This is a genomic window from Microbulbifer zhoushanensis, from assembly GCF_021729055.1.
GTDB lineage: Bacteria > Pseudomonadota > Gammaproteobacteria > Pseudomonadales > Cellvibrionaceae > Microbulbifer > Microbulbifer zhoushanensis.
Genome location: NZ_JAJSAO010000004.1, coordinates 341,546 through 365,961 on the forward strand (window position 1 = coordinate 341,546; position 24,416 = coordinate 365,961).

At 61.8% G+C, this 24,416-nt stretch carries 19 protein-coding genes; 6 read left to right on the plus strand and 13 right to left on the minus strand.

Going from position 1 to position 24,416, the window contains the following annotated elements:
- Positions 1 to 319: 319 nt before the first annotated feature.
- Positions 320 to 1,150, plus strand: coding sequence for a M61 family metallopeptidase (locus tag LVD10_RS10100; protein WP_232941179.1), 831 nt, complete (start codon positions 320 to 322; stop codon positions 1,148 to 1,150).
- A 20-nt stretch (positions 1,151 to 1,170) separates the two neighbouring features.
- Here LVD10_RS10100 and LVD10_RS10105 read toward each other — a convergent pair whose 3' ends face one another.
- Positions 1,171 to 2,391, minus strand: a complete 1,221-nt coding sequence (locus LVD10_RS10105) for a CDC27 family protein (protein WP_232941178.1) — start codon at positions 2,389 to 2,391, stop codon at positions 1,171 to 1,173.
- A gap of 420 nt (positions 2,392 to 2,811) precedes the next feature.
- Between LVD10_RS10105 and LVD10_RS10110 the strand changes: the two genes are divergently transcribed.
- On the plus strand, positions 2,812 to 4,347 hold the full coding sequence (locus LVD10_RS10110) for a peptide MFS transporter (protein WP_232941177.1): 1,536 nt from the start codon (positions 2,812 to 2,814) through the stop codon (positions 4,345 to 4,347).
- Positions 4,348 to 4,696: 349 nt separating this feature from the next.
- Here LVD10_RS10110 and LVD10_RS10115 read toward each other — a convergent pair whose 3' ends face one another.
- From LVD10_RS10115 to LVD10_RS10140, 6 genes are all read right to left on the minus strand, one after another.
- On the minus strand, positions 4,697 to 5,521 hold the full coding sequence (locus tag LVD10_RS10115; protein WP_232941176.1) for a sulfite exporter TauE/SafE family protein: 825 nt from the start codon (positions 5,519 to 5,521) through the stop codon (positions 4,697 to 4,699).
- 166 nt (positions 5,522 to 5,687) lie between these two features.
- Entirely contained in the window at positions 5,688 to 6,467 is a 780-nt protein-coding gene (locus LVD10_RS10120) for an MBL fold metallo-hydrolase (RefSeq protein WP_232941175.1), read from the minus strand.
- Between the two features lie 10 nt (positions 6,468 to 6,477).
- Complete coding sequence (locus tag LVD10_RS10125) at positions 6,478 to 7,647, minus strand: NlpB/DapX family lipoprotein (RefSeq protein ID WP_232941174.1); 1,170 nt, start codon at positions 7,645 to 7,647, stop codon at positions 6,478 to 6,480.
- Between the two features lie 73 nt (positions 7,648 to 7,720).
- Positions 7,721 to 8,596 (minus strand): 4-hydroxy-tetrahydrodipicolinate synthase, encoded by an 876-nt coding sequence (gene dapA / locus LVD10_RS10130; protein ID WP_232941173.1) that lies wholly within the window; start codon positions 8,594 to 8,596, stop codon positions 7,721 to 7,723.
- Between the two features lie 106 nt (positions 8,597 to 8,702).
- The gene (lpxL, locus tag LVD10_RS10135) at positions 8,703 to 9,668 is read right to left on the minus strand and encodes an LpxL/LpxP family Kdo(2)-lipid IV(A) lauroyl/palmitoleoyl acyltransferase (RefSeq protein ID WP_232941172.1); all 966 of its coding nucleotides are present in this window, start codon (positions 9,666 to 9,668) and stop codon (positions 8,703 to 8,705) included.
- A gap of 90 nt (positions 9,669 to 9,758) precedes the next feature.
- Positions 9,759 to 11,063 carry a lipopolysaccharide biosynthesis protein gene (locus LVD10_RS10140; protein WP_237063520.1) on the minus strand — a complete coding sequence of 435 codons (1,305 nt, stop codon included), beginning with the start codon at positions 11,061 to 11,063 and terminating at the stop codon, positions 9,759 to 9,761.
- 136 nt (positions 11,064 to 11,199) lie between these two features.
- Here LVD10_RS10140 and LVD10_RS10145 point away from each other — a divergent pair, with 136 nt between their 5' ends.
- Together LVD10_RS10145 and LVD10_RS10150 are read left to right on the plus strand one after the other, a co-directional pair.
- Complete coding sequence (locus LVD10_RS10145) at positions 11,200 to 12,813, plus strand: CoA transferase (protein ID WP_237063522.1); 1,614 nt, start codon at positions 11,200 to 11,202, stop codon at positions 12,811 to 12,813.
- Positions 12,810 to 14,132 carry a carbohydrate porin gene (locus tag LVD10_RS10150; protein ID WP_237063524.1) on the plus strand — a complete coding sequence of 441 codons (1,323 nt, stop codon included), beginning with the start codon at positions 12,810 to 12,812 and terminating at the stop codon, positions 14,130 to 14,132. Before LVD10_RS10145 ends, LVD10_RS10150 begins: the two co-directional genes overlap by 4 nt.
- Before the next feature lie 160 nt (positions 14,133 to 14,292).
- On the opposite strand, the gene LVD10_RS10155 is transcribed toward LVD10_RS10150, so the two are convergent.
- The gene (locus tag LVD10_RS10155; protein WP_232941168.1) at positions 14,293 to 14,526 is read right to left on the minus strand and encodes a DUF2789 domain-containing protein; all 234 of its coding nucleotides are present in this window, start codon (positions 14,524 to 14,526) and stop codon (positions 14,293 to 14,295) included.
- 414 nt (positions 14,527 to 14,940) lie between these two features.
- Here LVD10_RS10155 and LVD10_RS10160 point away from each other — a divergent pair, with 414 nt between their 5' ends.
- A complete protein-coding gene (locus LVD10_RS10160) occupies positions 14,941 to 17,589 on the plus strand; it encodes a TonB-dependent receptor plug domain-containing protein (RefSeq protein WP_232941167.1) in 2,649 nt (882 codons plus the stop codon).
- A 113-nt stretch (positions 17,590 to 17,702) separates the two neighbouring features.
- Here LVD10_RS10160 and LVD10_RS10165 read toward each other — a convergent pair whose 3' ends face one another.
- Together LVD10_RS10165 and fabV are read right to left on the minus strand one after the other, a co-directional pair.
- A complete protein-coding gene (locus tag LVD10_RS10165; RefSeq protein ID WP_237063526.1) occupies positions 17,703 to 18,746 on the minus strand; it encodes an NADP(H)-dependent aldo-keto reductase in 1,044 nt (347 codons plus the stop codon).
- Between the two features lie 209 nt (positions 18,747 to 18,955).
- Complete coding sequence (fabV, locus tag LVD10_RS10170; RefSeq protein ID WP_232941165.1) at positions 18,956 to 20,134, minus strand: enoyl-ACP reductase FabV; 1,179 nt, start codon at positions 20,132 to 20,134, stop codon at positions 18,956 to 18,958.
- A gap of 540 nt (positions 20,135 to 20,674) precedes the next feature.
- On the opposite strand from fabV, the gene LVD10_RS10175 reads away from it, so the two are divergent.
- A complete protein-coding gene (locus LVD10_RS10175; protein WP_232941164.1) occupies positions 20,675 to 21,088 on the plus strand; it encodes an acyl-CoA thioesterase in 414 nt (137 codons plus the stop codon).
- Positions 21,089 to 21,110: 22 nt separating this feature from the next.
- On the opposite strand, the gene LVD10_RS10180 is transcribed toward LVD10_RS10175, so the two are convergent.
- From LVD10_RS10180 to LVD10_RS10190, 3 genes are all read right to left on the minus strand, one after another.
- Positions 21,111 to 21,869: a sterol desaturase family protein gene (locus LVD10_RS10180; protein ID WP_232941162.1), complete on the minus strand. Its 759-nt coding sequence runs from the start codon at positions 21,867 to 21,869 to the stop codon at positions 21,111 to 21,113.
- A 98-nt stretch (positions 21,870 to 21,967) separates the two neighbouring features.
- Positions 21,968 to 22,870 carry a universal stress protein gene (locus LVD10_RS10185; RefSeq protein ID WP_232941160.1) on the minus strand — a complete coding sequence of 301 codons (903 nt, stop codon included), beginning with the start codon at positions 22,868 to 22,870 and terminating at the stop codon, positions 21,968 to 21,970.
- Positions 22,870 to 24,363 carry a SulP family inorganic anion transporter gene (locus LVD10_RS10190; RefSeq protein WP_370636671.1) on the minus strand — a complete coding sequence of 498 codons (1,494 nt, stop codon included), beginning with the start codon at positions 24,361 to 24,363 and terminating at the stop codon, positions 22,870 to 22,872. The genes LVD10_RS10185 and LVD10_RS10190 overlap by 1 nt, the downstream gene beginning before the upstream one ends.
- Positions 24,364 to 24,416: the final 53 nt, after the last annotated feature.

Genomic DNA, 24,416 nt, shown 5'->3' on the forward strand with positions numbered 1-24,416 from the left:
CCTGTTTCATTTTTTGTTATGCGGCCAACCTCTATTACAAGCCCCGCCTTCATGGCGGGCACAGTAAAACGGCCGTTTGCATTGAGAGGACGAATGAAACAGGCTGGCCCTCAATTTTTTTTATACTTGTCAGGATATTTTTTTGTCTCGAATAATAAAGTGTCATTATTTATTCATAAACGAGCGCTGACAAACCTGATATAGCCCAGAATTGGGACCCAAGAACCAGTTAGATATTCCCTCCTGCAAACCAAATTTATTTGGTTTTCATATGCAATACTTACCGCATACCCCAGCAGAACCAATCCAGGAGGCGTCAATGAAATTCACCGTTTACTCCAGACTGGCACGACTCTGCTATGGCGCAATATTCATCCTTTTAATTTTCGGTCAGTCAGCCAATGCCGAAATCATATGGAGCTGGGAAGACCAGTTCAGTAACGGAGAAAAGCGCAAGCTCCGGCAATGGGTAGCCCGGACAGTGTCCGGTATAGAGCAACATGTCACGACCTACCCTTTTGATATTCATGTATCTTTTTATCGCCGCGACCAACAGCGCGAGCCAGTCCCCTGGGCCAACACCAGAAGACACGGTATTCAGGGAATAGACTTCCATGTTGACCCTGCGTTTTCACTGGAAGACTTCCTGGACGACTGGACAGCCCCGCACGAGCTCAGTCACCTGTTAATCCCTTACCTGGGGCGTGAACATGCCTGGTTTGCTGAGGGTTTTGCCAGTTATATGCAGTATCAGGTGATGGCAAGCATGAAGCTGATTTCCCCGGAGGAAATGCAGCAGCGCTACCAGTCCAGGATTGAGCGCGCATCGCAGGCATACCAGCGCAGTGGATTTGTTTCCGGCGAACCATTTGCCCGTGCTGCACCCAGGCTGCGCAAAGCAAGGCAATACCCGACGATGTACTGGGGAGGTGCGGTTTATTTTCTTGCCGTGGATCGGGAGCTGCAAAGCAATGGCGAATCCCTGCAGGCGATCCTGCGGGAGTACCTGGCATGCTGCCGGACCAAGGCGCACGATATGGAAGGGCTGGTCAACGAACTGGACCGGATTGCCGGGGAAGCCGTATTCAGCCGTGCGATGGACGTAATGAAAAACCGGGCCGGCTTCCCCAGGTTCGATCACCTGCTGTGAGCTGACAGCCCTGTTACTTTCTAAAAGAAAGGCAATGCGTTCTCGGGGCTGACTCTCTGCCACCAGGAATCGCGCTGTGTGGCTTCCCCTCCCCCACGAAACTCGAATTGCGCTTTACCCCCGGAAATAGCGCGCAACTTCCGCGCATAGGCCTTTTCTGCACCAGGGTTTTCCGCCAACAGGAATGCCTGGGTAAAGTGCTCCCGGGAACCGTTAACATCCCCCAGGCGCAGACTGGTCAGGGCCATGAGAAAGTGGAAACGGTGATCTTCCTCATGCTTCCAGAGGGCTCTTTTAAGCTGGTGATGCGCCTGCTCATACTCTCCCTCTTCATAAGCTGAGCGAGCCTTCTGGTAGAGATAATAGGGATTGCGCTCCCGGTGGTAGCGGGCACTACGGGCATAGGCGTCGGCCAGCTGCGTGCGCCCGCCAGCACGGTAAAGGCGTTCCAGGTTACTGATGGCCACCAGGTGCCCTGCATCCAGCACCAACGCCTGGCGATAGCTGTTCTCCGCCTCGGTCCTCTGCCCCGCGCGGCTATACAGCGCCCCCATGTTCGACCACAGGTCACCACTTCCCGGCTGCAGGTCGATTGCCTTGCGCAGGTGCAGGAAAGCGAGTTCGATGTTGCCCTGCTGCATCAGCTCAATGCCACGGTTGCTGTAATACTGGGCGAAGGCTTCGCGGTCAGTCAGGCGGCGCTGGTCGTAAACCGGGTCATAGGCCTCCAGGTTGAAATCCACGACCCGCCGACCACGCCGGCTTTCCGAAACCATGTTGATATGGCGGTAGACCACGAAGGTCTGGTCTTCCGCGCTGTCCCAGACCGGCGGCACATCCACCTCGTTGAAGTAGGCATCGGCCCCCAGCTCCCGGCTCATCGCCACCATCATCAGGGTAAAGGCGAGGCAATTACCACGCTGCTGGTGGTAGGTATCGCTTGCCGTCAGGGTGCTGTTCGCGTCGTACTGTACGGCGAACTCCTGCTGCTCGAAGGCGCGGATCAGCGCCGCCAGGCGACTGTCCGGACGCGCCCCCGGGGCGATTCCGGACAGGTAATCATGCATTTCAGGGGACAGTGCCAGCAGGTCCTGGTCTGGCAGCCGGCTCGTGCTGACCGGCCGGCCAAGGATGCTCTCTCCGGAGAGGATTCCGGTGATATTTGCAGGCGGCTCGGGCTCTGGCAGGCTGGCACAGCCCGCGAGAGTCACCAGCGCCAGGAGGATCAGTGGGGTTCTCATTGTCATTTTCCCCTGTCAAAAAGCTGTCACACAGCATTTAACACCAAATTTCCCCTGTTTGAATACCCGAATACCAAAATGGGCGGTTTCAATTGCAACGAGTCGCCTGCCTAACAGACTGCTGTTAAACTGCGATGGCTTGTTTTGGAAGTCCCCGTGACACTCGCTGTCCACGCCGCCGGCGCCACAGGATAGCCATTGGTCCCGCGGGGCTGCCGATAACCACTGCAGACTGAGGAGTACCATGCATTCACCAGTAGCTGTCGCAAACGCGACCGGTGCTGACGAGACAGTCGGCTACTACCGGCGGTCCGCATTGGCCAGCTCCCGGATCCTGCCACTCGATAACTGGCAACCGGCCCGGTTTGACACCGGCCCCGGGTCTCACGCCTAAAGCTATAACAACTGGAATTTCAGGTTATGTCGTCCAACACACACCAGAACAGCGATGGCTTTTTCGGCCATCCGAAAGGGCTCTCGACCCTGTTCTTTACCGAAATGTGGGAGCGCATGAGTTATTACGGTATGCGCGCCCTGCTCGTACTGTTCATGACCGCGAGCCTGCAGGAAGAGGGCCTTGCCTTCACCGTGGCAGCCGCAACCGCCATCTACGGCCTGTACACCGGCGCGGTTTACTTCCTGGGTCTTCCGGGAGGCTGGATCGCCGACCGCCTGCTGGGCGGACAGAGAACGGTCTGGTATGGCGGCATCATCATTATGTGTGGCCATATCGTGCTGGCCATCCCCAGCGACAGCACTTTCTTTATTGGCCTGATCCTGGTGGCCTCCGGCACCGGCCTGCTGAAGCCCAACATCAGCGCCCTGGTCGGTCACCTGTACGCCTCCGATGATGTCCGTCGCGACAGCGGCTATGCCCTCTACTACATGGGTATCAATATCGGTTCCGTGCTGGGCTACATGATCTGCGGCTACTTCGGTGAAAAAGTGGGCTGGCACTGGGGCTTCGGTGCTGCCGCTGTGGGTATGGCTGTAGGCCTGATCCAATACCGCAAGACTATCGGCAACCTGGGTGATGCGAGCCTGAAGCCTGAGCATCCCATGACTACCGAGGGTGCCAAGAAGGCCTGGAGCACCATCTGGGCGGTTGTCGCCGCGGTAGTGGTCGTCACAGCCCTGACCATGACCGGCGCCATCACCATCAACCCGGTAGCCGTGGCCCAGTACGTGGCTGTGGCCTTCACCCTGATCTTCTTCGCCTACTATGCCTACATTTACTTCGGTGGTGGCCTGAGCGAGACCGAGAAGAAGCGCATGTGGGCCCTGTTCCTGGTGTGTGTAGCCTCGGCCTGCTTCTGGTCCGGCTTTGAGCAGGCGGGCTCTTCCCTGAACCTGTTTGGCCGTGACTACACCGACCGCATGATCGGCGCCTTCGAGATCCCGGCGTCCTGGTTCCAGAACGTCAACCCGATGTTCATCATCATCCTGTCGCCCTTCTTCGCCGCCCTGTGGATCAACCTGGGCAAGCGCATGATCACACCGTCCTACGGCATGAAGTGCGCCATCGGCCTGATGATCATGGCCAGCGGCTTTATCGTTATGTTCTTTGCCGCCCAGTATGCGGCCGAGGGCCTGAAAGTAGCGCCTTACTGGCTGGTAACCACTTACTTCCTGCATACGGTCGGTGAGCTGTGCCTGAGCCCGGTAGCCCTGAGCGCCGTCAGCAAGCTGTCACCGCGCCGCTTCGCCGGCCAGATGATGGGTGTGTTCGTACTCACCTACTCTATCGGTAACATCATCGCCGGCCTGCTCGCGGGTAATTTCGACCCCAACAACGTCTCCGAACTGCCTAACCTGTACCTGCAGATCGCAGTATTCAGCATCGGCATCGGTGCCGTGATCGCACTGATCAGCCTGAAGTCCAAGAAGTGGGAGGGACACAGCGAGGTATCCCAGCCGGTCGAGCCGGCCGAGACCGCCGCCAGAACCACTTCCTGACCCGGATTCCGGGCAAGGGCGACATTTGCTCGCTCCACACTATCAAGGGCCGCTGGAAACAGCGGCCCTTTTTTATGGCCGGCCTACGACGATGCCCCCCCGGAACGGCATCCCCATCCAGTCCCAGCCCAGCCAGGCTTCGTGGTATTGGGAAGCGGGAAGCCGGTTCGGGCCCCTTTCGACAATGTAGCGGGGAGGCGGTCGAGATGCGCCAACAACGAGGAAGACTGAGATCAAGCGTGGCGAATAGGGCGCAATAAGCACAGCGGATTGCGCCGCCTGGGGCACCTTGTGGCGCGACGGTCGCGGCCAGCGGCCGCTCCTACCTAAGACTGAGGGGAGACTATCATCACCCCAGTAAAAGGGACCGGTTGAGCCAGATAAACCGCAGCCCGATCACGAACAGCAGGCCACCGAAGCAGTTCTTGAGCAGGGGCGGGGATAGCCGGTGGGCCAGCAGCGCACCGAAGCGAGCGAAAATTGCGCTGGCCATAACGATACCCAGGAAGGCCGGCCAGTAGATATAGCCGGTGCTCCAGTCCGGCAGCAGCGGGTCCGACCATCCCTGGACGGCAAAACTGATTGCACCCGCCACCGCGATAGGCAGCCCGCAGGCCGCAGAGGTAGCCACGGCGCGCTGGATCTGCACATGGCAGCGGGACAGGAACGGCACGGTGAGTGAGCCACCACCAATGCCGAAGATCGCCGACGCCCAGCCAATCACACCCCCTGCCCCACTGAGTGCCACGGCCCCCGGCAACTTCCCGCCGTCCTCCGGCAAAGGCACCGAGCGCAGGCCATCCAGCCACATTTTGCAGGCGATGGCCACGGCAAACACGCCGATCAGCATCTGCAGCCAGGCGCCCGGCAAGAGGTGAGCTGTCACACCGCCGAGCCAGGACCCCAGCAGGATGCCCGGCGCCATCAACCGGAAAACCCGCCAGTCCACCGCCCCCTTCAGGTGGTGCGTGCGGATCGAGCTGACAGAGGTGATGACGATAGTGGCCAGGGAGGTGGCCACTGCCATATGGGTAAGGATTTCCGGGGAGAGTTCCTGTGCCGTAAATACCAGCACCAGGGCCGGGACAATGATAAGTCCACCACCGACGCCGAACAGGCCCGCAATGGTGCCGGCCACCGCGCCCACGGCGAGATATACCAGGAGTGTTTCCATTACTGCTCTCCCCCTTGAATTCCTTGTCCCCCGGCTGGCGGCAGCAGCCAGTCACGGCGAGCGAATAATAGCCTTGCCCGGGTGCCTGGATCCAGGCAATGCGGGCGAGCACCAGGTTCGCCCCTACAGCCACCGGTCGTGGTTACCAGAAACGGCAACCAGGTACCTAGCGGTTGATTTCCAGCCAGTCGAAGCCCTGTTGCTGGCAGGCGAAAATACAGTTGTCGACCTGCTCCGCGGGCCCCGACAGCGCAGTCCGCGCCAGCTCGACGGTATTGTTCTTTTCACTGATATGGGCCACCACCAGGTGCTGTAGTTGCTCGTGGCCGACGCGCTGCAGGAACCCAGCCGCCTGCTGGTTGCTGAGGTGGCCGTAGGCTCCGCCGACACGCCGCTTCAGCGAGGGCGGATAGGGACCCTGGGCCAGCATCAGGGGGTCGTGGTTGGCTTCCAGCACCAGGGCATCGCAGCCACTGTAGTGCTCCTCGACATGCGGGGTGACGGTGCCCAGGTCGGTAAGCAGGCCCAGGCTGCGGCCGTCGCGGCGGAACACGAACTGTGCCGCCTCCCGGGCATCGTGTGGCACAGCCACCGGGGTGACCTGGATATCGGCCACCGCGAATGGCTTGTGCCCCTCTATCAGGTGCACCTGTGGCAGCTTGCCAATATCCCTGGCCCGCAGGGTGCCCGGCGTCAGGTAGACGGGGAGCTTGTATTTACGGGCCAGCGGTGCCACCCCGGAGAGGTGGTCGCTGTGCTCATGGGTGACGAGAATCGCCGACAGGTCTGCCGGGGACATGCCGAGCCGCGCCATGCGTCGCTCGGTTTCCTTGATGGTAAAACCACAGTCCACCAACAGGCAGTGGTCGCCACTGGCGACCAGCGTGCCGTTGCCCTTGCTGCCGCTCCCCAGGGAGGCAAAACGAAGAGACGGACCGGCTGACATAAGCCGGGCCCTAAATCAGGTTCTGGCGAATTGCCATCAACAGGTCAGACGCCCGCCCACGCTTGAGGGGCTTGCCACTGGTGTCCCGTACCCGCACTTCCACCGCATCCGGCGTGCTGCGCACGACGACGATATAGCCCGGAATATCCGCACCGGTGGCGCCGCCCAGGCCAGACATGCCGCCGAACAGGGCCGGGTCAGTGGTCGGGTCTACATTGCCCAGCACCTGCGGCAGGGTGACCTTGGACGCTGACTGCGCAAGCTTGTCCTCGTCGTCGGAAGAGCCCCAGGAGAACCAGCCGCCGTCTTCCTCCTCAGTGAGCTCGCGATCCTGATCGAAAGTCACATAGAAAATCCGGCGATCCTCATCTTCGAGATGCAGGCGGTAAGCACCGGAGTTCAGGGCATGGGCGACAGTGGCCCAGGCCCGGTCCATCGACAGGTCCAGGGACAGGAAGGGATCGCGTCGGGCCGGCTCGCGCAGCTGTACCTTGACGCTGCCGCCACCGATGGCCTGTGCCACCAGCGATGCCGCGGCACCGGAAGCCTCTGCGGCGAGAGCCGTGGACATCTCGTCGATCATCCAGCCCTCGCGCTCGGGGCTGGTGGACTGCTCCGGCCAGGCAATTTCGTTGCGCGGGTCATCCCTGGGCAGGGAGTAATGCCGTACATGGATCTCAGTGGTATCCGGCTGCACACCGGATTCCACCCGCAGGCGGTACTTGTCCTTGGTTTCCGGGCTTTCGCGGAAACTGAGCCAGGTGGTCTCCATGATCCCGGCGTTGGCATCGGAACTGGCCAGCTGCAGGCCAGAAGTACGCAAGAAGTAGTGCAGTTGGGGCCAGACCTCTTCCGGGGGCTGGGACACCAGGACCCAGCGCCGGCTACCCAGTTTCTGGATCTTGACCCGGTCCAGGCCGACATTGACCGACAGCGCCTGCGGTCGTGGCACCTCGAACTCGTCCACCTCCACATCACTGCTGCTGATCTGCGGAACCTCGTACAGTTCCTCCTGCTGCTTCGGCGCCACACCCTCGGGCATGCGCAGGGGCGGCAGGCTGTCAGCCATCTGATAGTCATCGCTGCGATCGCGGAAGTAACCGTCGTCGCCGAAAATCCCGCAACCCGAAAGCGCCACGCTGGCGATACACAGCGCAGCTCCGGCAGTCAGTCTTGTCATTATTGGTTCCTATGCATTAAAGCTTGTTACGCCGGCCGCCCGGTGGCCACCGGAGATTGTCCGGGCCCCAGGCTCAGAGTACCCCGGCACTGCGCAGGGCCTCGCGCACAGCGGCGTGGTGTTCCGGTGAGAGCGGCGTCAGGGGCAGGCGAATGCCGCTGTCGATCCGCCCCATTTCCCGCAGGGCCCATTTCACCGGGATCGGGTTCGACTCCAGGAACAGCGCCTTGTGCAGCACCTGGATGCGCTGGTCGATGGCTCGGGCCTTCTCGGCATCGCCCTGCAGCGCCGCCTCGCACACCTGGGACACCGCGGCCGGGGCCACGTTCGCAGTCACACTCACATTGCCATGACCGCCAGCCAGCATCAGGTCGAGCGCCGTGGCATCGTCCCCGGAATAGATGGCGAAATCCTCCGGCAGTATCTCCAGCAGCTCGCGGGCGCGGTCGATGTCGCCCGTGGCCTCCTTGATACCCACGATATTACTTATCGAGGCCAGCCGGCGCACGGTCTCCGGCTTCATATCCACCGCCGTGCGGCCCGGCACATTGTAGAGAATCTGTGGAATCGCCACGGCCTTGGCAATGGCCTTGTAATGCAGGACCAGGCCCTCCTGGGTGGGCTTGTTGTAGTAAGGGGTCACCAGCAGGCAGGCATCGGCACCGCACTTGGCGGCATTCTCGGTCAGCTCAATGGCCTCGGTCACCGAATTGGCGCCAGTACCGGCAATCACCGGAATACGGCCCGCCACCTGGTCCACCACGCGGCGGATGACCTCCAGGTGCTCATTGACACTCAGGGTGGCTGACTCACCGGTGGTGCCCACAGCGACGATCGCGCGGGTGCCCTGCTCGATATGCCACTCCACCAGGTTGTGCAGACTGTCCCAGTCAAGGCCACCGTCTGCATACATCGGGGTGGCCAGGGCCACCATACTGCCGGAAAACATCCTAACTCCTTAAATTCTGCCCCGTTTGCGCGCGGGAAGGGCACCGCAAAGAAACCGGTATGTTACTGATGGCGCCCGGCGGATGCCAGAGCCGGGCGACCGGGGATTAACGGCGCTCGCGGCGCCGCTTCTTCTTGCGCCTGCGAACCCCGTCATAGATGCCGGGCTCTCCCGGCGGGCGTGTCTTGAACCGCCGGTGTACCCACATGTACTGCTCCGGCAGCTCGCGCATGCGCGCTTCCACGAACTGATTGACCAGTGTCGCGTCCCGCAGTTCGTCGCCGGAGGGGATTTCTGCAATCGGCGGATACACTTTGACCGCGTAGCCGGCGCCATTATCCAGCCGCCGGACAATATAGGGCACTACCTGGGCCCGTCCCACCCGCGCAAAGCGCGAAGTGCCCGTGACGGTGGCGGCCGGCTGGCCGAACAGCGGGGCAAACACGCCCTGCTTGATGCCGTAATCCTGGTCCGGTGCATACCAGACTGCCCTTCCGCGCTTCAGTGCCCGCAGCATGCCGCGCACATCCTTGCGCTGGAACACCTCGGAATCCGCACCATGGCGCTCGCGCCCCTTGCGCTGCATATAGTCGTACACCGGGTTCTTGTGCGGCCGGTACATGCCATCCACCGGGTGGCACAGGGACATGAACTGGGCACCGATCTCCAGGGTGGTGAAGTGCATGGCCAGCATCACCACACCCTGCCCCCGCTGCGCGGGTCCCTGCAGGTGCTCCAGCCCCTCGATGGTAAAACGCCGGCGCAGCCAGTCGCTGCTGCGGAACCAGGCCATGCCGGTTTCCATCAGCGCGATACCGTTGGACTCAAAGTTGCGCCTCAGCAGGGAAGCCCGTTCTTCAGCCGACAATTCCGGGAAACACAATGCCAGGTTGCGCTCGGCAATCAGGCGCCGGCTGGGCGCGAGTCGCAGCATCGCGCGGCCCAGCACGCGGCCGCAGGCCAGCTGCCAGCGATAGGGCAGCTGCGCCACCAGGAACCAGAGTCCGAACAGCAGCCAGGTAGGCCAGTAACGCGGGTGCAACAGGGCCGCGCGAAAATGCGGTTTTTCCATGGGTCAGGGAGTGTACTCGCCGCCAGGTGGTAGAAAGCGGCGCATTATAGCGGATAACCGGCGACTGTTGCGCCGCCGGGTGCCGGGAATTCACCCGGATTGCGGGGGCTGCTCCTGGTGCCGCCTGGCGCGCAGCTGGCGCAGGGCATACAGGGCGAGAAAGCCGTACATGCCCATCATCGAAACCATATAGGCGATAGCGGCACCGCTGGCCTCCAGCCCCGGGACCAGTGTCACCAGCAACAGCAACTGGATTACCGCACAGGCAGTGAGGGCCGCGAAGGTAATGCGGTGGTGGCGCTGGTACTTGAGGTAGGTCGGCGCCACCCCCAGCCAGACCGTGGCGGCAGTACTCAGCGCCAGCACGCGGAAGGCGGCCCTTCCCTCCTCCACGAACTGCGGGCGGAACAGGCGCAACAGGTCATCGGTAAACAGGAAGGCGCCCAGCAGGAATACCACCAGCACCGGCACCAGCCACAGCAGCCGCTGGCGCCGGTAGCGGTCGACCCCGGTGTAATCGCCCCGCTCCATCAGGACTGAGAGTTCCCGCGCGTAAACCCGGTTGGTGGCCACTGCCAGCACCGCCGCCACGCCGGCCATCGACATGGCCGCGGCGTATGCCCCCGTGGCCGCGGCAGAGGGCTGCAGCCAGTCCAGCAGTATCACCGCCATATGCGCCACCGCCCCCATGGCCAGGCGATAGAGCCAGAAGGGCATGGCCGCAGCGCGCCACCCGGGCCGCGGCACACCCCGGGCCAGGGCCCGGCGCGGCCCGGACCAGGCACGCTGCACCCGGGCCACCACAGCCAGCAGTGCCACCAGCCATCCCACGCCCCAGCAGGCAATGCCCACCGCGCCGCTCAGGGGCAGCCGGAGCAAAATTGCACCGCCGAGGGCCAGCAGCGCCACCGCCGGGGGCAAGAGCAGGGTCAGGAAGGCCGCCCGCGCACAATCGCCGGTGGCGCTCAGTACCGCGCCCAGGAAACAGACCAGCACCCCCAGCGGCACCCCCGCGCAGGCCAGGTAAACCGCATACAGGGTGCCCGGCGGGAATTCGCGCACATACCGCGCCCAGAGCGCCCCGGCGAGGCCCACCACCAGCGCACCGACGAGAACCCGCCTAAGCGCAAAGACAACGTAATCCGCCGCCAGCTGCCAGTCACCCCGATCGAACTTACCGGGCAGCAATCGCAATGCATACTTGTCCAGCCCCTGCGCGGCAATGGCCACCATCAACAGGAACAGGGCCGCCGCCACCACATAGGCTTCGAAGTCCGCGACAGACAGGTTGCGTGCCATCGCAACGGACAGCGCGAAAATCACCAGCTGGCCGGTTACGCCCACCGTTACCAGCCGTCCAACTTCGGAATAATGTTGGCGCGCGGAACTTTGCAAATCCGAATCCATTCATGACGTGGAACTTAGGGCGACATAATCACGCTGGGGTTCAGGAAAACCGGAATATTTGTGCCAGATTTTAGCCTGAAGGCCGCTCGGCCCGATGCTTCATAATTCTAGAGGAAGGGTTGTCATGCCTGTCAGTCGCAGGGACTTTCTTCGCACCGGAGGCGCCGCCCTACTCTTCCCGGCACTCGGCAGCATGTTCCCGGAACAGGGCCTGGCCGCATCCATCAGGAGAGCCCAGGGCCCGGGCAGCTCCCCATTTGATATCGACGAGGCATTCTCCCGCTTTATGCAGGAACTGGGTCGCAGTCCTGCTGACGGCGGCGGCGAGGTGACCTTTACCGGCCGCGACCCGATTCTGCGCAGCCATTTCCGTATCGGCACCTGTATGGCCCTGCCGGCCATGGCCGCGGCAGTGGGGGCCGCAGCCATCTGGAAACAACGCACCGGTGAGGGCCAGGACCTGAAAGTGGACCTGCGGGAATCCATCTACAACATCAACCCCATCATGACGCTGGTGATGCGCCAGCGCCAGAAGAATGGTGACCTGGCTGCCGATGACCCGGTTGCCAATGGTTTTTCCTTCGTGCCGACCGTGAACGGGCTCTGGTACCAGGCGCCTCTTGGCCCCGGCAACCCGATGTCATTTGTGCCGTTCGAGACCCGAGACGGTCGCTTTATGAATATCACCGGCGTCTACCCGCACCTCTACCATCGCGCCCTCAATCTGCTCGGGGCAGAACCAAACCGGAAGTCTATTGCCGGGGCTGTAAAGCGGCGCGACGGGGAGGAGCTGGAGCAGGCCCTGGCAGACGGCGGCGCGGTAGGTGCAATGCACCGCACTACCGGGGAGTGGCTTGCGCATCCCGAGGGCAAATACCTGGCCGGGCGGCCTCTGATCGAAATTGTTAAGGTCGGTGACTCGGAACCGGAACCTTTCCGTGAAAACCCGGCACAACCCCTCTCCGGCGTCCGCTGCCTGTCTCTCACCCACGTGATCGCGGGGACCTGTGCCGCCCGCACACTGGCCGAACAGGGGGCAGAGGTATTGCATATTGCCCGCGATCAATCTTTCGAGCATGAAATACTGATTACCGACGTTAACGTCGGCATGCGCTCTGCCTGGCTCGACCTGCGGAACCGGGAACAGAACGCAACCTTGACGGGGCTGGTCCCCGGTGCCGATGTCTTTATCGAGGGATTCCGCGGGCGCTCCATCGCCAACCTGGGTTTCAGCGTCGAGAAAGTGGCGGAGAAGCGCCCGGGCATCATCTACCTGTCGCTGCGCGGGTACAGCTGGGACGGCCCTTGGAAAGATAGGGCCGCTTTCGACATGGAGGCGGTGACCGTCACCGGCTACACCATGGCCGAAGGGGGCGGGAAAGCGCCACAGTTCCCCCCTACCCTGGTGCTGAACGATTATATCGCGGGCTACCTGGGCGCCGCCGGTGTCACCGAAGCGCTGCGACGCCGCGCCGAATCCGGTGGCAGTTACCACGTGCGCGTCAGCCTGTCCCGGGCCGCCATGTGGTACCAGAGCCTGGGCATGTTCCCGGACAAGGAATTCGATGCCAGCGCGCCGGAGCACCGTATGCAGGCACCGGAAACGTTAACCGCTGCCTCGTCTTACGGCGAGGTATACCGGCTCGCGCCGCAGGTGAAGTTTTCAAAAACACCGGGGCGGTGGCGCGAGCCGCTGGTGAGCGTCCGCGGCAGCGACCTGCCCCGGTGGCAGGAATGACAGTGCCTGCTCCGGCCCGCCGAATTGCCTTGTGGATATGGTTGCTGCCGGCCTTTGCCAGTGCCCAGGGCACTCCCCCGCCGCCAGGTCCCGACACCGGCTATTACCAGGACAGCACCACCGGTACCTATACAGAGGAGGTGCCAGATCTCCTCGACGGGACCCTGTCAGCCGGCGGTGACCTGGAGGAGATCGATCGCCCCAGGGGCGGGCGTTTTCGCTTTCCCAGCGGCCTGCAGAACTGGCTGCAGCGCAAGGAACGCTGGCGCGAGGAATACGGGTTTTCCATTGGCGGCTCCTACCAGGTCCTGGGGCAGCGCTACTCGGACAGCCTGGTTGATGAAGAGAACTCCGTCGGCCAGAAATTCACCCTGAACCTGGGTCTGGAGCTGGCCAACCGGGGCCAGCCGAATTCACTGGAATTCGATATGGCCATCGAGGACCGACGCCCCCTGGAAACGGAACTGCCGCCGTTGCAGGCGGGTATTGCCGCCGGTTCGATTGTCCCCACCGCCGCCACCTGGGGCGAATTCGACCTGGGCATTACCCAGGCATACCTGCGCCAGGACCTCGCCGACAACCGTTTCCAGTGGACTGTTGGAAAGGTGTTTGCACCGAACTACATCAATGCCTACCCGTTCTTTGATGACAACCGGCAGTTCCTCAGCCAGACGTTTTCTACCAGCCCCACTATTGCATCGCCTTTGCGGGGGTTCGGTGCGGTTGCCGCCGCCTACCCCTATGGCTATGACAACCTGTACTTCCTGGGCGGGGTTTACACAGCCCGCAGTGATGACACCGGTTTTACCGCCGATGATTTCTTCAGTGAGAATGAGCGCTTTTACCATATCCAGGTTGGCCGCAGTGCACTGGCCGGTAGCGGCACCCCTATCCAGGCCCGCGGGCCCATGGATACCGACAACCTCAGCATTGACTTCTGGTACCGCAATTCCCTGGAGGACGGCAGCCCCCGCGCCTATGGAATGGCGTTCAACTGGAACATGCTGATTAATGGGAACCTGATGCCATTTCTGCGCGGTGGCTGGTCAAACGGCTGGTTTGTCGATCGCAACCTGACCGCCGGCGTGGGCTGGCGGCCCTGTGTCGAATATTCAGACCTGTTCGGCATCGGTGTGGGCTGGGCGCGCCCTGACAATGAATTCCTCGACAGCCAGACCACTGCCGAGGTTTTTTACCGTTATCATGTGACACCTCAGTTTGCGATCACGCCCAATGCCCAGGTAATTTTCGATCCCTCCCTGAACCCGGCTGAAGACAGCCTGTGGACAATGGGCCTGCGATTCAGGATCGCCTTCTGAGGTCTATGCCCGTGCCTGAAAAATTCACGGCAACAACGGTTGCGGAAAAGAGTGATTCACGGGCGTACTGCCCGGCGACACTAATGGCCGGCAATGCGTCGCCCGGGCAGGGGCGGCAGGCCCAGCGGATGCCACTGAATCATGCCCGGGCCTTTCTTCGTCAGTGACGCAGCAGCGTATCCAGCTCGTCCACCACTTCACACCAGTCGGAATCGTCCTCAATCGCCTGCTCCAGGAAACGGCGCTGGTTGTCAGACCAGAACGGCGCCCTGGCGAGTTTTTCATCCCCGGAAAGATGATGGCGCGCCAGGAATTCATCGATAGCCGCATCCTCGGACGCGAGTCCCAACTGTGCGAACAGGTCATTGAGGTTGTGATGAGTCGAAGTATCCATTGTTGCTCCGTCGTTGTTGCTCCGTCTGTTGAAGTTCGCGGGCGCCAAAGAAAACGCCACTAGCGATCCCAGCATCGGGAAGTTCCCTGAGTATAGTGCCGTCAGGCCCGCGAAGCCCGGCGCAGCACGGTGTAACTACTGGTCATCTCCGCGCCGGGCACCGGCAGGCTGACACAGTGTGCCATCAAAACTGGTACTCACGTTGACTTGGGTACGGACAGTTTATTTTTCAATACTTTTTGAATTACCGCCCCATTGATTGCGCCAGTCTTGACCCAGCTCACAAATTTGGTCGCCCACTGGTCTCACTTTGACGCTCGGCATCTCCCCGACAGGGGAGTAGACTGATAGTCTCGAAACGCTGTAATAATAAAAATAGTTTTCTCAATAAAAATGCATAAAGAGGCCAGACCTATGGAAAGGTACCAATTCAAGAAAACCCCAATCGCACTCTGCCTGTCGGCACTTGTGTTCAGCGCACCGACACTGGCGCAATCGAACCCGACCAGCGGCGACGCCGATATCGCTGAGCGGGAAATGGAGCTGGTGGAGGTCACCGGCTCCCATATCAAGCGGGCGCAACTGGACGGGCCATCCCCCGTAGCCAGCCTCAATGCCGAGGATATTGCCGCCACCGGTGTCACCGACCTGATCGGCCTTTTTAGCAAGCTGCCCATCTCTGGCCAGGGGACCTTCTCTACCCAGGCCAACAGCAGTGACGATACCGCCAACGGAGGCTCCAGTGTCTCACTGCGTGGGCTGGGTGCCGATTCCACCCTGATCCTCGTTAACGGCCGCCGGGTATCGGTGAGCCCGTTTGCCAAGAATATCGATACCGCGTTTGTGGATATCAACAATATTCCGCTTGCCGCCATCGAGCGCGTCGATGTGCTCAAGGACGGTGCCTCGGCCACTTATGGCTCCGATGCTATCGCCGGCGTAATCAATATTATCCTGCGCGATGATTTCGATGGTGTGGAACTGTCCGGCAAGGTGGGGGGAACCTCCGCCGGCGGCGGCAGTGAGAGCAACCTGAGCATGGTATGGGGTAACGTCACCGAGAACAGCAGCCACACCTTTATCGTGGATTATTTCAACCGTGAGGAAACCCTCTACGCCGACCGGGATTACTCCCGCTCCGCCAACCAGTCGGCGCTGCGCCCGAACGACCCTTTCGCCACGGACTTCCGCAGTTCCTCGGGCATTCCCGGCACCATCGAGCTGGCCTCTGACCCCACGGTGCGCGTGCCGGACACCTTCGGAAACGACGTCTGCGCCCCCGAGGATATCGACGCGGCCAACAACCTGTGCCGTTACGATTACGCGCCGTTTATGAGCATGATCCCTTCCACCGAACGCGTGAGCTTCAATTACCTGGGCCGCTATGATATCTCCGATAGTGTCGAGGCCTTTGCAGAAATCAATGGCCAGAACTCGAAGACCACCGTACAGGGTGCAGGCAGCCCGAGCTTTGAGGAGCTGTTCATGGCGGGGGACAACCCCAACCATCCCTTTGCCGATATGCCCACCAGCCAGTTCTACCAGCAGGACCTGACCATGCGCCGGCGCACGGTGGATATCGGCAATCGCCTCAAGGAGGTTGAATCGGATTACTTCCGCAGTGTTGTCGGGCTGGAGGGAGACCTGGGAGACTGGACCTGGGAGGCGGCCTACAGCTATATCAAGAGTGACGCCGTGGAGCGCGGCGTGGACGGCTACCCGAATGCGCGCCGAACCCAGGAAGCCATCGACAGCGGCCTGTGGGATCCATTTGAGCCCTCCTCCAACTCCGCCGAGGCGCTCGCCTATATCGAGACCACCACTACCCGGGTAGGTAAATCCACCACCCGCTCATATGACGGCCAGGTGTCCGGTCCCATCCTCGCCATGCCCAGCGGCGACCTGATGCTGGCACTGGGGGCCGAGCACCGCCAGGACTCCATCAGTGACAACCCGGATGACCAGTTCCTGCGCGGCGACATCTTCGGTACCGAGGCCACCCAGGCCAACGGCAGCCGGGACAACACCGCTGTTTTCGCCGAACTGGCAGTGCCGGTACTGGATACGCTCGAAGTGCAGGTGGCAGCGCGCCACGAGGACTACAGTGACTTTGGCACCACTACCGATCCCAAGGTCTCCTTCCTGTGGTCGCCAATGGACACCATGTCCTTCCGCGGCTCCTGGGGCACCGCCTTCCGTGCACCGTCGCTGTCACAGCTGGGGCTGGGCCGTACCGATGAGTCCCCCAACCTGGTGGACAGCAGCCGCTGTGAGGCGGTGGGCAATATCAACAAGGCCTGTGAACCGCAGGAATATACCGCGGTATTTTCCGGCAACCCGGACCTGGGCCCGGAAGAGTCGGAGAGCTATAACCTGGGCATGATCGTCAACCTGGACGAAAAGCTGGTAATGACCCTGGATTACTACAACTACGATATCGAGAACATCATCGATTCCGATACCCAATATGTCTTCAGCAATTTCGGTAATGATCCCGGCGTGGTAGTGCGCCGCCCCACCGGCATACCCGGGGATCCCGGCGAGGTGGTGAACATCAATGATTCTTTCCAGAATCTCGGTGACCTGACCACCAACGGTATCGACCTGGACCTGCGCTATAACCTGGACACAGACTACGGCAGCTTCGGCTTCTCCTATGTCCTGAACTATATGCTGGAATACGAGGAACTGCGTCCGGCTGCCGATGGCGGCACCCGCATCAACCGTGAGGCGGGCGACTACGAGCTGCCGGAAATGCGCTGGACCACAGCAGTGGACTGGAGCCGCGACACCATGTCAGCCCGTGTTGCAGTAAACTTTATCGACAGCTTCGCCCAGGATGCGTCGGTTCAGCAGCCCGGGATGGGGGACGTGGACTCCATGACCACCGTGGATACCACCGTGAACTATTTCGGCTTTGACAGCATTACCGTGACCCTGGGCGTCACCAACCTTCTGGATGAGGAACCGCCCATGGACTATTCGGACTTTATGGGCTTCACGCCCAGCGTACACAGTGGCCAGGGGCGCTTTGCCTACCTCTCGTCCACCTATACCTTCTAGACCGGAACCTGGCCCGGCCTGAATACCGGGCAAAAGAAAAATCCCGCCCTGCCCTGAGGCAGTGGCGGGATTTTTTTGTTGGCTTCACCCCGTGGAAACCGGACAGAACTGTATCAGGGTGCGGGATTTGGGTTGTCGGCGTGGACCGCCTCTATCTGTTCCAGCAGGTCCTCAGCGAGCACCAGTTCTGCACTCTCGATATCGCTTCGCAGCTGCGCCATGGTGGTTGCGCCGATAATATTCGAGGTAACAAACGGCTGCCGGTTAACAAATGCCAGCGCCATCTGTGCCGGGTCCAGCCCCGCTTCCTGCGCCAGCGCCACATATTTTTCCGTCGCTGCCACGGCGCGGGGCCCGGTATAGCGCTGGAAGCGCTCGAACAGCGTCAGTCGTGCGCCGTCCGGCTTGCGGCCACCAAGATACTTGCCGGACAGGGCGCCGAAAGCCAGCGGTGAATAGGCCAGCAGCCCGCACTTTTCACGGATCGCCATCTCCGCGCAACCCACCTCAAAGGTACGGTTGAGCAGGTTGTAGGGGTTCTGGATACTGGCGATGCGGGGTTTGCCCGCTGCAGCGGACAACTTCAGGTACTCCATCATTCCCCATGGGGTCTCGTTGGAAATTCCGATATGGCGCACCTTGCCGGCCTTTACCAGTTCTTCCAGGGTATCCAGGGTCTCCGCAATTGCAATGCCGTCGTCATTGCCGTGCTCGTAGCCCAGGCGCCCAAAAAAGTTCGCCTGGCGCTCGGGCCAGTGCACCTGGTACAGGTCGATATAGTCGGTGCGCAGGCGCCGCAGGGACTCGTCACAGGCGGCGAGCACCTGCTCGCGACTGAGGCGCGGCCCGCCACGCACATGCCCCACGCCGGAGTTCGACGCGCCGCGCCCGGTGACCTTACTCGCCAGGACAAAGCTGTCGCGGTTGCCGCGCGCCGCGATCCAGCTGCCGATATATTCCTCCGTGCGCCCGCAGGTTTCGGCGCGCGGCGGCACCGGGTACATCTCGGCGCAGTCGATAAAATTCACCCCGTTGGCGAGTGCGTAGTCCAGCTGTCCGTGGGCCTCGGCTTCGGTATTCTGCTCACCAAATGTCATGGTACCCAGGCAGATTTCACTGACCTGGATATCGGTGGTGCCGAGCTGGCGGTATTCCATGGGAGTGCTCCTGCAGTTTCTCCAAAGGAGTAATTATGCAGGTTCGGGGAGGGTAAATGTAGGAGCGGCCCATGGCCGCGATTACAGCCAGGGAAAAGCGGTAGCGTTAATCGCGGCCAGAGCCAGGATCAGGGAATTGTCCTGATGCTCCAGCGCCGCCTGGGACCAGGGCGAACACAAGGTTCGCCCCTACAGGCCGGGAGGGGGGATTATTTGAAATCCGCTTCCACAACCGGGCTGGTCTCGGAATCGTAATCGACACCCTTGACGCCGAAGCCGAACAGTTTCAGGAAGTCCGCCTGGTAGCCTTTATAGTCGGTCAGGTCGAACAGGTTCTCTTCGGTAACCTCGGGCCACAGCTCCTCGATGCGGGCCTGGGTCTCCGGGCGCAGCTCCTTGTCATCCATGCGATAGCGGTTGTCGCTGTCGAGGCGCGGGCTGTCGCTGTACAGCCCCTCGGTGTACAGGCGGTAAAGCTGCTCGATACAGCCTTCATGAGTCCCCTCTTCCTTCATCACCTGGTAGACCAGCGAGATGTAGAGCGGCATCACCGGGATTGCGGAGCTGGACTGGGTCACCAGGGCCTTGAGCACCGCCACGTGGGCGTCGGCCTGCCCCTTGCCACTGATCTCTTTGGCCGCGCGATCCAGGTCTTCCTTGGCCTTGCCGATGGTGGCGTGGCCGTAGATCGGCCAGGTGAGCTTTTCGCCGATATAGGTGTAGGCCACGGTCTTGCAATCGTCGGCCAGTACGCCTGCGTCCCCCAGGGCCTGCAGCCACAGTTCCCAGTCCTCGCCGCCCATGACCTTGACCGTCGCATCGATCTCTTCCTGGTTGGCGGGTTCCAGGGTGATGTCGGAAATTTCCAGCTTGTCGGTATTCAGGTTGCGGGCGGTGTAGGACTTACCCACCGGCTTCAGTACCGAGGAGTGCAGCTCACCGGTTTTCGGGTCCTTGCGGCGCGGCGAGGCCAGGCTGTAGATCACCAGGTCGACCTTGCCCATGTCCGCCTTGATCATGTCAATCGCCTGGGCCTTTACTTCATCGGAGAAGGCGTCGCCATTGATGCTTTTGGCATACAGCCCCGCCTTGTGGGCCTCTTCCTCGAAGGCGGCGGAGTTGTAGTAGCCGGCAGAGGCGGTGCGCTTTTCGGTCGGCGGTTTCTCGAAGAACACGCCCAGGGTGCCGGCCTTGCAGCCGAATGCGGCGGTGATGCGCGAGGCCAGGCCGTAGCCGGTGGAGGCGCCCACCACCAGCACGTTTTTGGGACCACCCTCGATGGCTGGCTGTGACTTGATATAGTCGATCTGTTCACGCACGTTGGCGGCACAGCCCTGCGGGTGGGCGTTGGTGCAAATAAAGCCACGTACTTTGGGCTGGATAATCATGCCTGAGTCTCTCCCTTCAGCTCTGGGATGCGGGGGCGGCGGGCCCTGTGGCTGCCGCACGCCGGTTATTCTGTTCCGGTAGTTACCGGTCGGGCGCTACGACGCCCGGGTCACGGAGGCGAGTCATTCTATCGGCCTTGCGGTCCCAGTCCATAGCAACCAGCTCTGCCACCGCAACAACCTGTCCAGAATATCCCGATAGCAGGCCAAACTGGCCAAGCCGTCCACCTCCTGTGGCAGCGGCGTCCCGGCGCCTCGCTGCCCTTCCCACACCCCAGGCCCCTGCCGGCTCATGGTGCAACCGTCCGGCCGGCTGCCACCAGGGGATGCATCGGGCCGCGCCAGCTGTCACCCGGTTCCCCGGCAGCGTCGCTACTGCTGTCATCTGCCATTGGCACACTCTGTGCACCATCCGGGGTAAATGGTCCGTGGCCCCTGCACTGGCACCACCGTCACCGACCAGGATTTCACGGGCCCCATCGCCCTACACCAGGCGCAGTGGGACCCACTGGCAGCACCGAGAGGTAAAGAGAGGTAATCATGAAATACTATTCCCGCCACTTCGTAAAACCCGGAGATCTCAATCCCGCACAGCGCCTGTTTGGCGGCCAGCTGCTGGCCTGGATCGACGAGGAAGCGGCCATTTTTGCCGGCTGCCAGATGGGCACCCCGATGGTGGTTACCAAGCTGATGTCGGAAATCAATTTTGTCAGCTCGGCATCCTGTGGCGACGTGGTGGAATTCGGCTTTGAGGTGGTAGGCATCGGCCGCACTTCGCTGACCATCCACTGCGAGGTGCGCAGGAAACAGGACCGGGAACTGATCCTTCAGGTGGACCGTATCGTCTTCGTCGCACTGGACGCCGAGGGCAGGCCCACCCCGCACCGGAAAGCCGGCATGACCGTGGAGCAGGCCCGGCAGGCCACGGAGCGCGAGCAGCGGCTGGCGAGCTGACCAGGCCCGGGGCCCGTGCCGGTCAGCGCGCGGGTCCCCCCACGGGCTTGCCCTGCCGTACCCCGTCGCCCGGGTACAGGGTACCAAACAGCAGGTCCCCGATCGGATAAGTGATATTGAAGTTGTACTGCCCCATCAGGCGCGGGTCGTGGTGCCAGGTATGCAGGCGACGCAGTCGCGCCATTCCCGGCAGGCGCCCGATCCACGCATCTTCACGGGTGTGGTAGGCGAAGTGCAGTAACTCGTAATTCAGGAAGTAGGCCAACACCGTCGCCGCATACAGCCAGCCCACATTGGCGCCTCCCAGCCACGCCACCAGGATGCCCGACGGCACCACCGTCACCAGCAGGAAAAACACCACCAGCACCGGCGGAAAGAGTACCGCATGGAAATCCCGGCTGCCGTCGAAGGCCATGGCGTCACTGTGGAAGAAGCGGTGATGGCGCAGCGTGTGGCGACGGTAGACGCCGGACAACAGTTTCCGGCGCCAGCCCCGGGGCGGGTGGTGCATGGGTCCCCGATGGCCCCAGTATTCCATCAGGTTCACATACACAAACGTCAGGGGCACTGCCAGCCAGGCATACCAGGCCGGAGCCCGCAGCTGCAGCAGGCACAGGATACAGACGGCCACCGTGGCACAAACGGTAAATGCCAGGTGCAGCCAGCCGCTGTAGAGGCGGCCGATATGGCGTTGTCGATAGCGGTGGCGAAAGGAGCGGACCCTGGCCGGCACGGGGGGGTTGGCTGGCCCTGATCGGTGGGGGGAATAAAACTGGCTCATGGCGACCCTCGGCTCCATTTTGCATGCCGGCCCGGGCAACGGCACCGGGCGGGCGGGGTCTGCGCATCAACTACAGCGCGGCGGGTAATGTCAGGTAATCAGCGAAGCAACAATACCGGCTGCCGGGTTTTGAGCAGCATCTTCGCCGTGACGCTGCCCATCAACAGGTCGCGCAGGCGATTGTGGCTGAACGCGCCCATCACGGTCAGGTCGATGTCGTTTTCCTGCTGGTAGGCGGTCAGGGCCTCGACAATGTTCCCCTTCAGGTTACTGGCGGTTACTGCCAGGCCCGCAGCGTCCAGCTGTGCACTGGCTTCGGCCAGCAACGCCTCCGCTTTTTCGGGCTCGCCCACGAACACCAGGTGGCAGGATACACCACGGAACACCGGGCTCTCGGCGACCATCTGCAGCGCCTTGCCGGCAGCCTCGCTACCGTCGTAGGCCAGCATGATGCGCTGTGGCTCGGCGAACTCCCGGTTGACCACCAGGATCGGCCGGTGCAGGGAACGCACCACGTTTTCGAGCTGCGAACCCAGCCCCTGCTCGGAATCGCCATGCTCCTCACCGCGGATGCCGAGGACCAGCACCCGGATGGACTCTTCCAGCTCGATCAGTGATTCCGCCAGGCTGTCGTGGCGCTGGCAGGTTTCCACCTGCTGCACGCCGGCCATGGCGGCGCGCTCACGCGCCGCCTGCAGCATCAGCTTGCCCTGCTGGACCATCAGGCGTGCGCGCTGCTGCTCCAGCGCGGTGAGTTCTTCCAGCAGCTCCTCCTGGCTCCCCAGGCCAATACTGCCGGTCAGGTCAGCCACTGCCGGCACATTGCCGCGCTCGATATTGTGCAGGAGCTTCAGTGGCGCCCCGGTGCGCGACGCAATCCAGGCAGCGTAATCGCACACGGCACTGGTATGGCGGGAACCATCGATGCAGGACAGCACCACCGGCTCGCGCTTCTTTCCGTTAACCTGTTTTTCGTTATTGTTTTCTGGACTCTCGGTCATCAGTGTCCTCCCAGGACCCTCTCGATTTCTTCCGGCTTGTCGTGCACACCAAAGCGGTCGACGATAGTCTCACTGGCTGCATTCAGTCCCACCAGCTCTACCAGGGAGCCCTCCCGGCGGAACTTCACCACGGTCTTGTCCAGTGCGTATACCGCCGAAACATCCCAGAAATGCGCCCGGCTCAGGTCAATGACCACCTTGTCCACCACCTCCCTGAAGTCAAAGGCAGCGACAAACTTGTCAGCAGAGTTGAAGAATACCTGTCCTACCACGCGGTACGTGCGGGTGGAGGACTCTTCATCCAGCTCTGAGGCCACGTACATGAAGTGGCCGACCTTGTTGGCAAAAAACAGGGATGCCAGCAGTACACCGACAAATACACCATATGCCAGGTTGTGCGTCCACACTACCACAATCACGGTCGCCAGCATGACCAGGTTGGTGGAAAGGGGGTGCTCCTTCAGGTTGCGGATGGAGTCCCAGTTAAAGGTACCGATGGACACCATGATCATCACCGCCACCAGTGCCGCCATGGGAATCACCGCCACCAGGTCACTCAGGAACACCACCAGGGTCAGCAGGCCGACACCCGCCACCAGTGTAGACAGCCGCCCGCGACCACCGGATTTCACGTTGATCACCGACTGGCCGATCATCGCGCAACCGGCCATGCCACCCATCATGCCGGTGGCGATATTGGCGACACCCTGGCCCTTGCACTCCCGGTTCTTGTCACTGGGCGTGTCGGTCAGGTCATCCACAATGGTGGCGGTCATCAGGGACTCAAGCAGGCCTACCACTGCCAGCGCGGCGGAATACGGGAAGATGATCTGCAGGGTCTCGAAATTGAGCGGTACTTCCGGCCACAGGAACACCGGCAGCGTATCCGGCAGGTCACCCATGTCACCCACGGTACGGATATCGAGGCCCATATACACCGCCACCGCCGTGAGGGTGAGAATACAGACCAGCGGCGACGGCACCACCTTGCCAATTACCGGGATACGCGGGAACAGGTAAATGATACCCAGGCCAGCCGCGGTCATCGCATACACGTGCCAGGTGACATTGGTCAGCTCCGGCAACTGCGCCATAAAGATAAGGATCGCCAGCGCATTCACGAACCCCGTCACCACGGCCCTGGAGACAAAACTCATCAGGCTGCCCAGTTTCAGGTAGCCGGCGATGATCTGCAGCACCCCGGTCAGCAACGTGGCCGCCAGCAGGTATTGCAGCCCGTGCTCTTTCACCAGGGTCACCATCAGCAGCGCCATGGCACCGGTGGCTGCCGAGATCATCCCCGGGCGTCCGCCCACAAATGCAATCACCACGGCAATACAGAAGGAGGCGTAGAGCCCCACGCGCGGGTCCACCCCGGCGATGATGGAGAAAGCAATGGCCTCGGGGATCAGGGCGAGGGCCACTACCAGGCCCGCGAGTACATCGCGGCGGATATTGCCGAACCAGTCGGCCTTGGTCGAGGAGAGCAGCATAGCAGTCGGGTTCCAGGGCGGAATCGGGTAATCAGTCGGGTTAAAAACTGGTC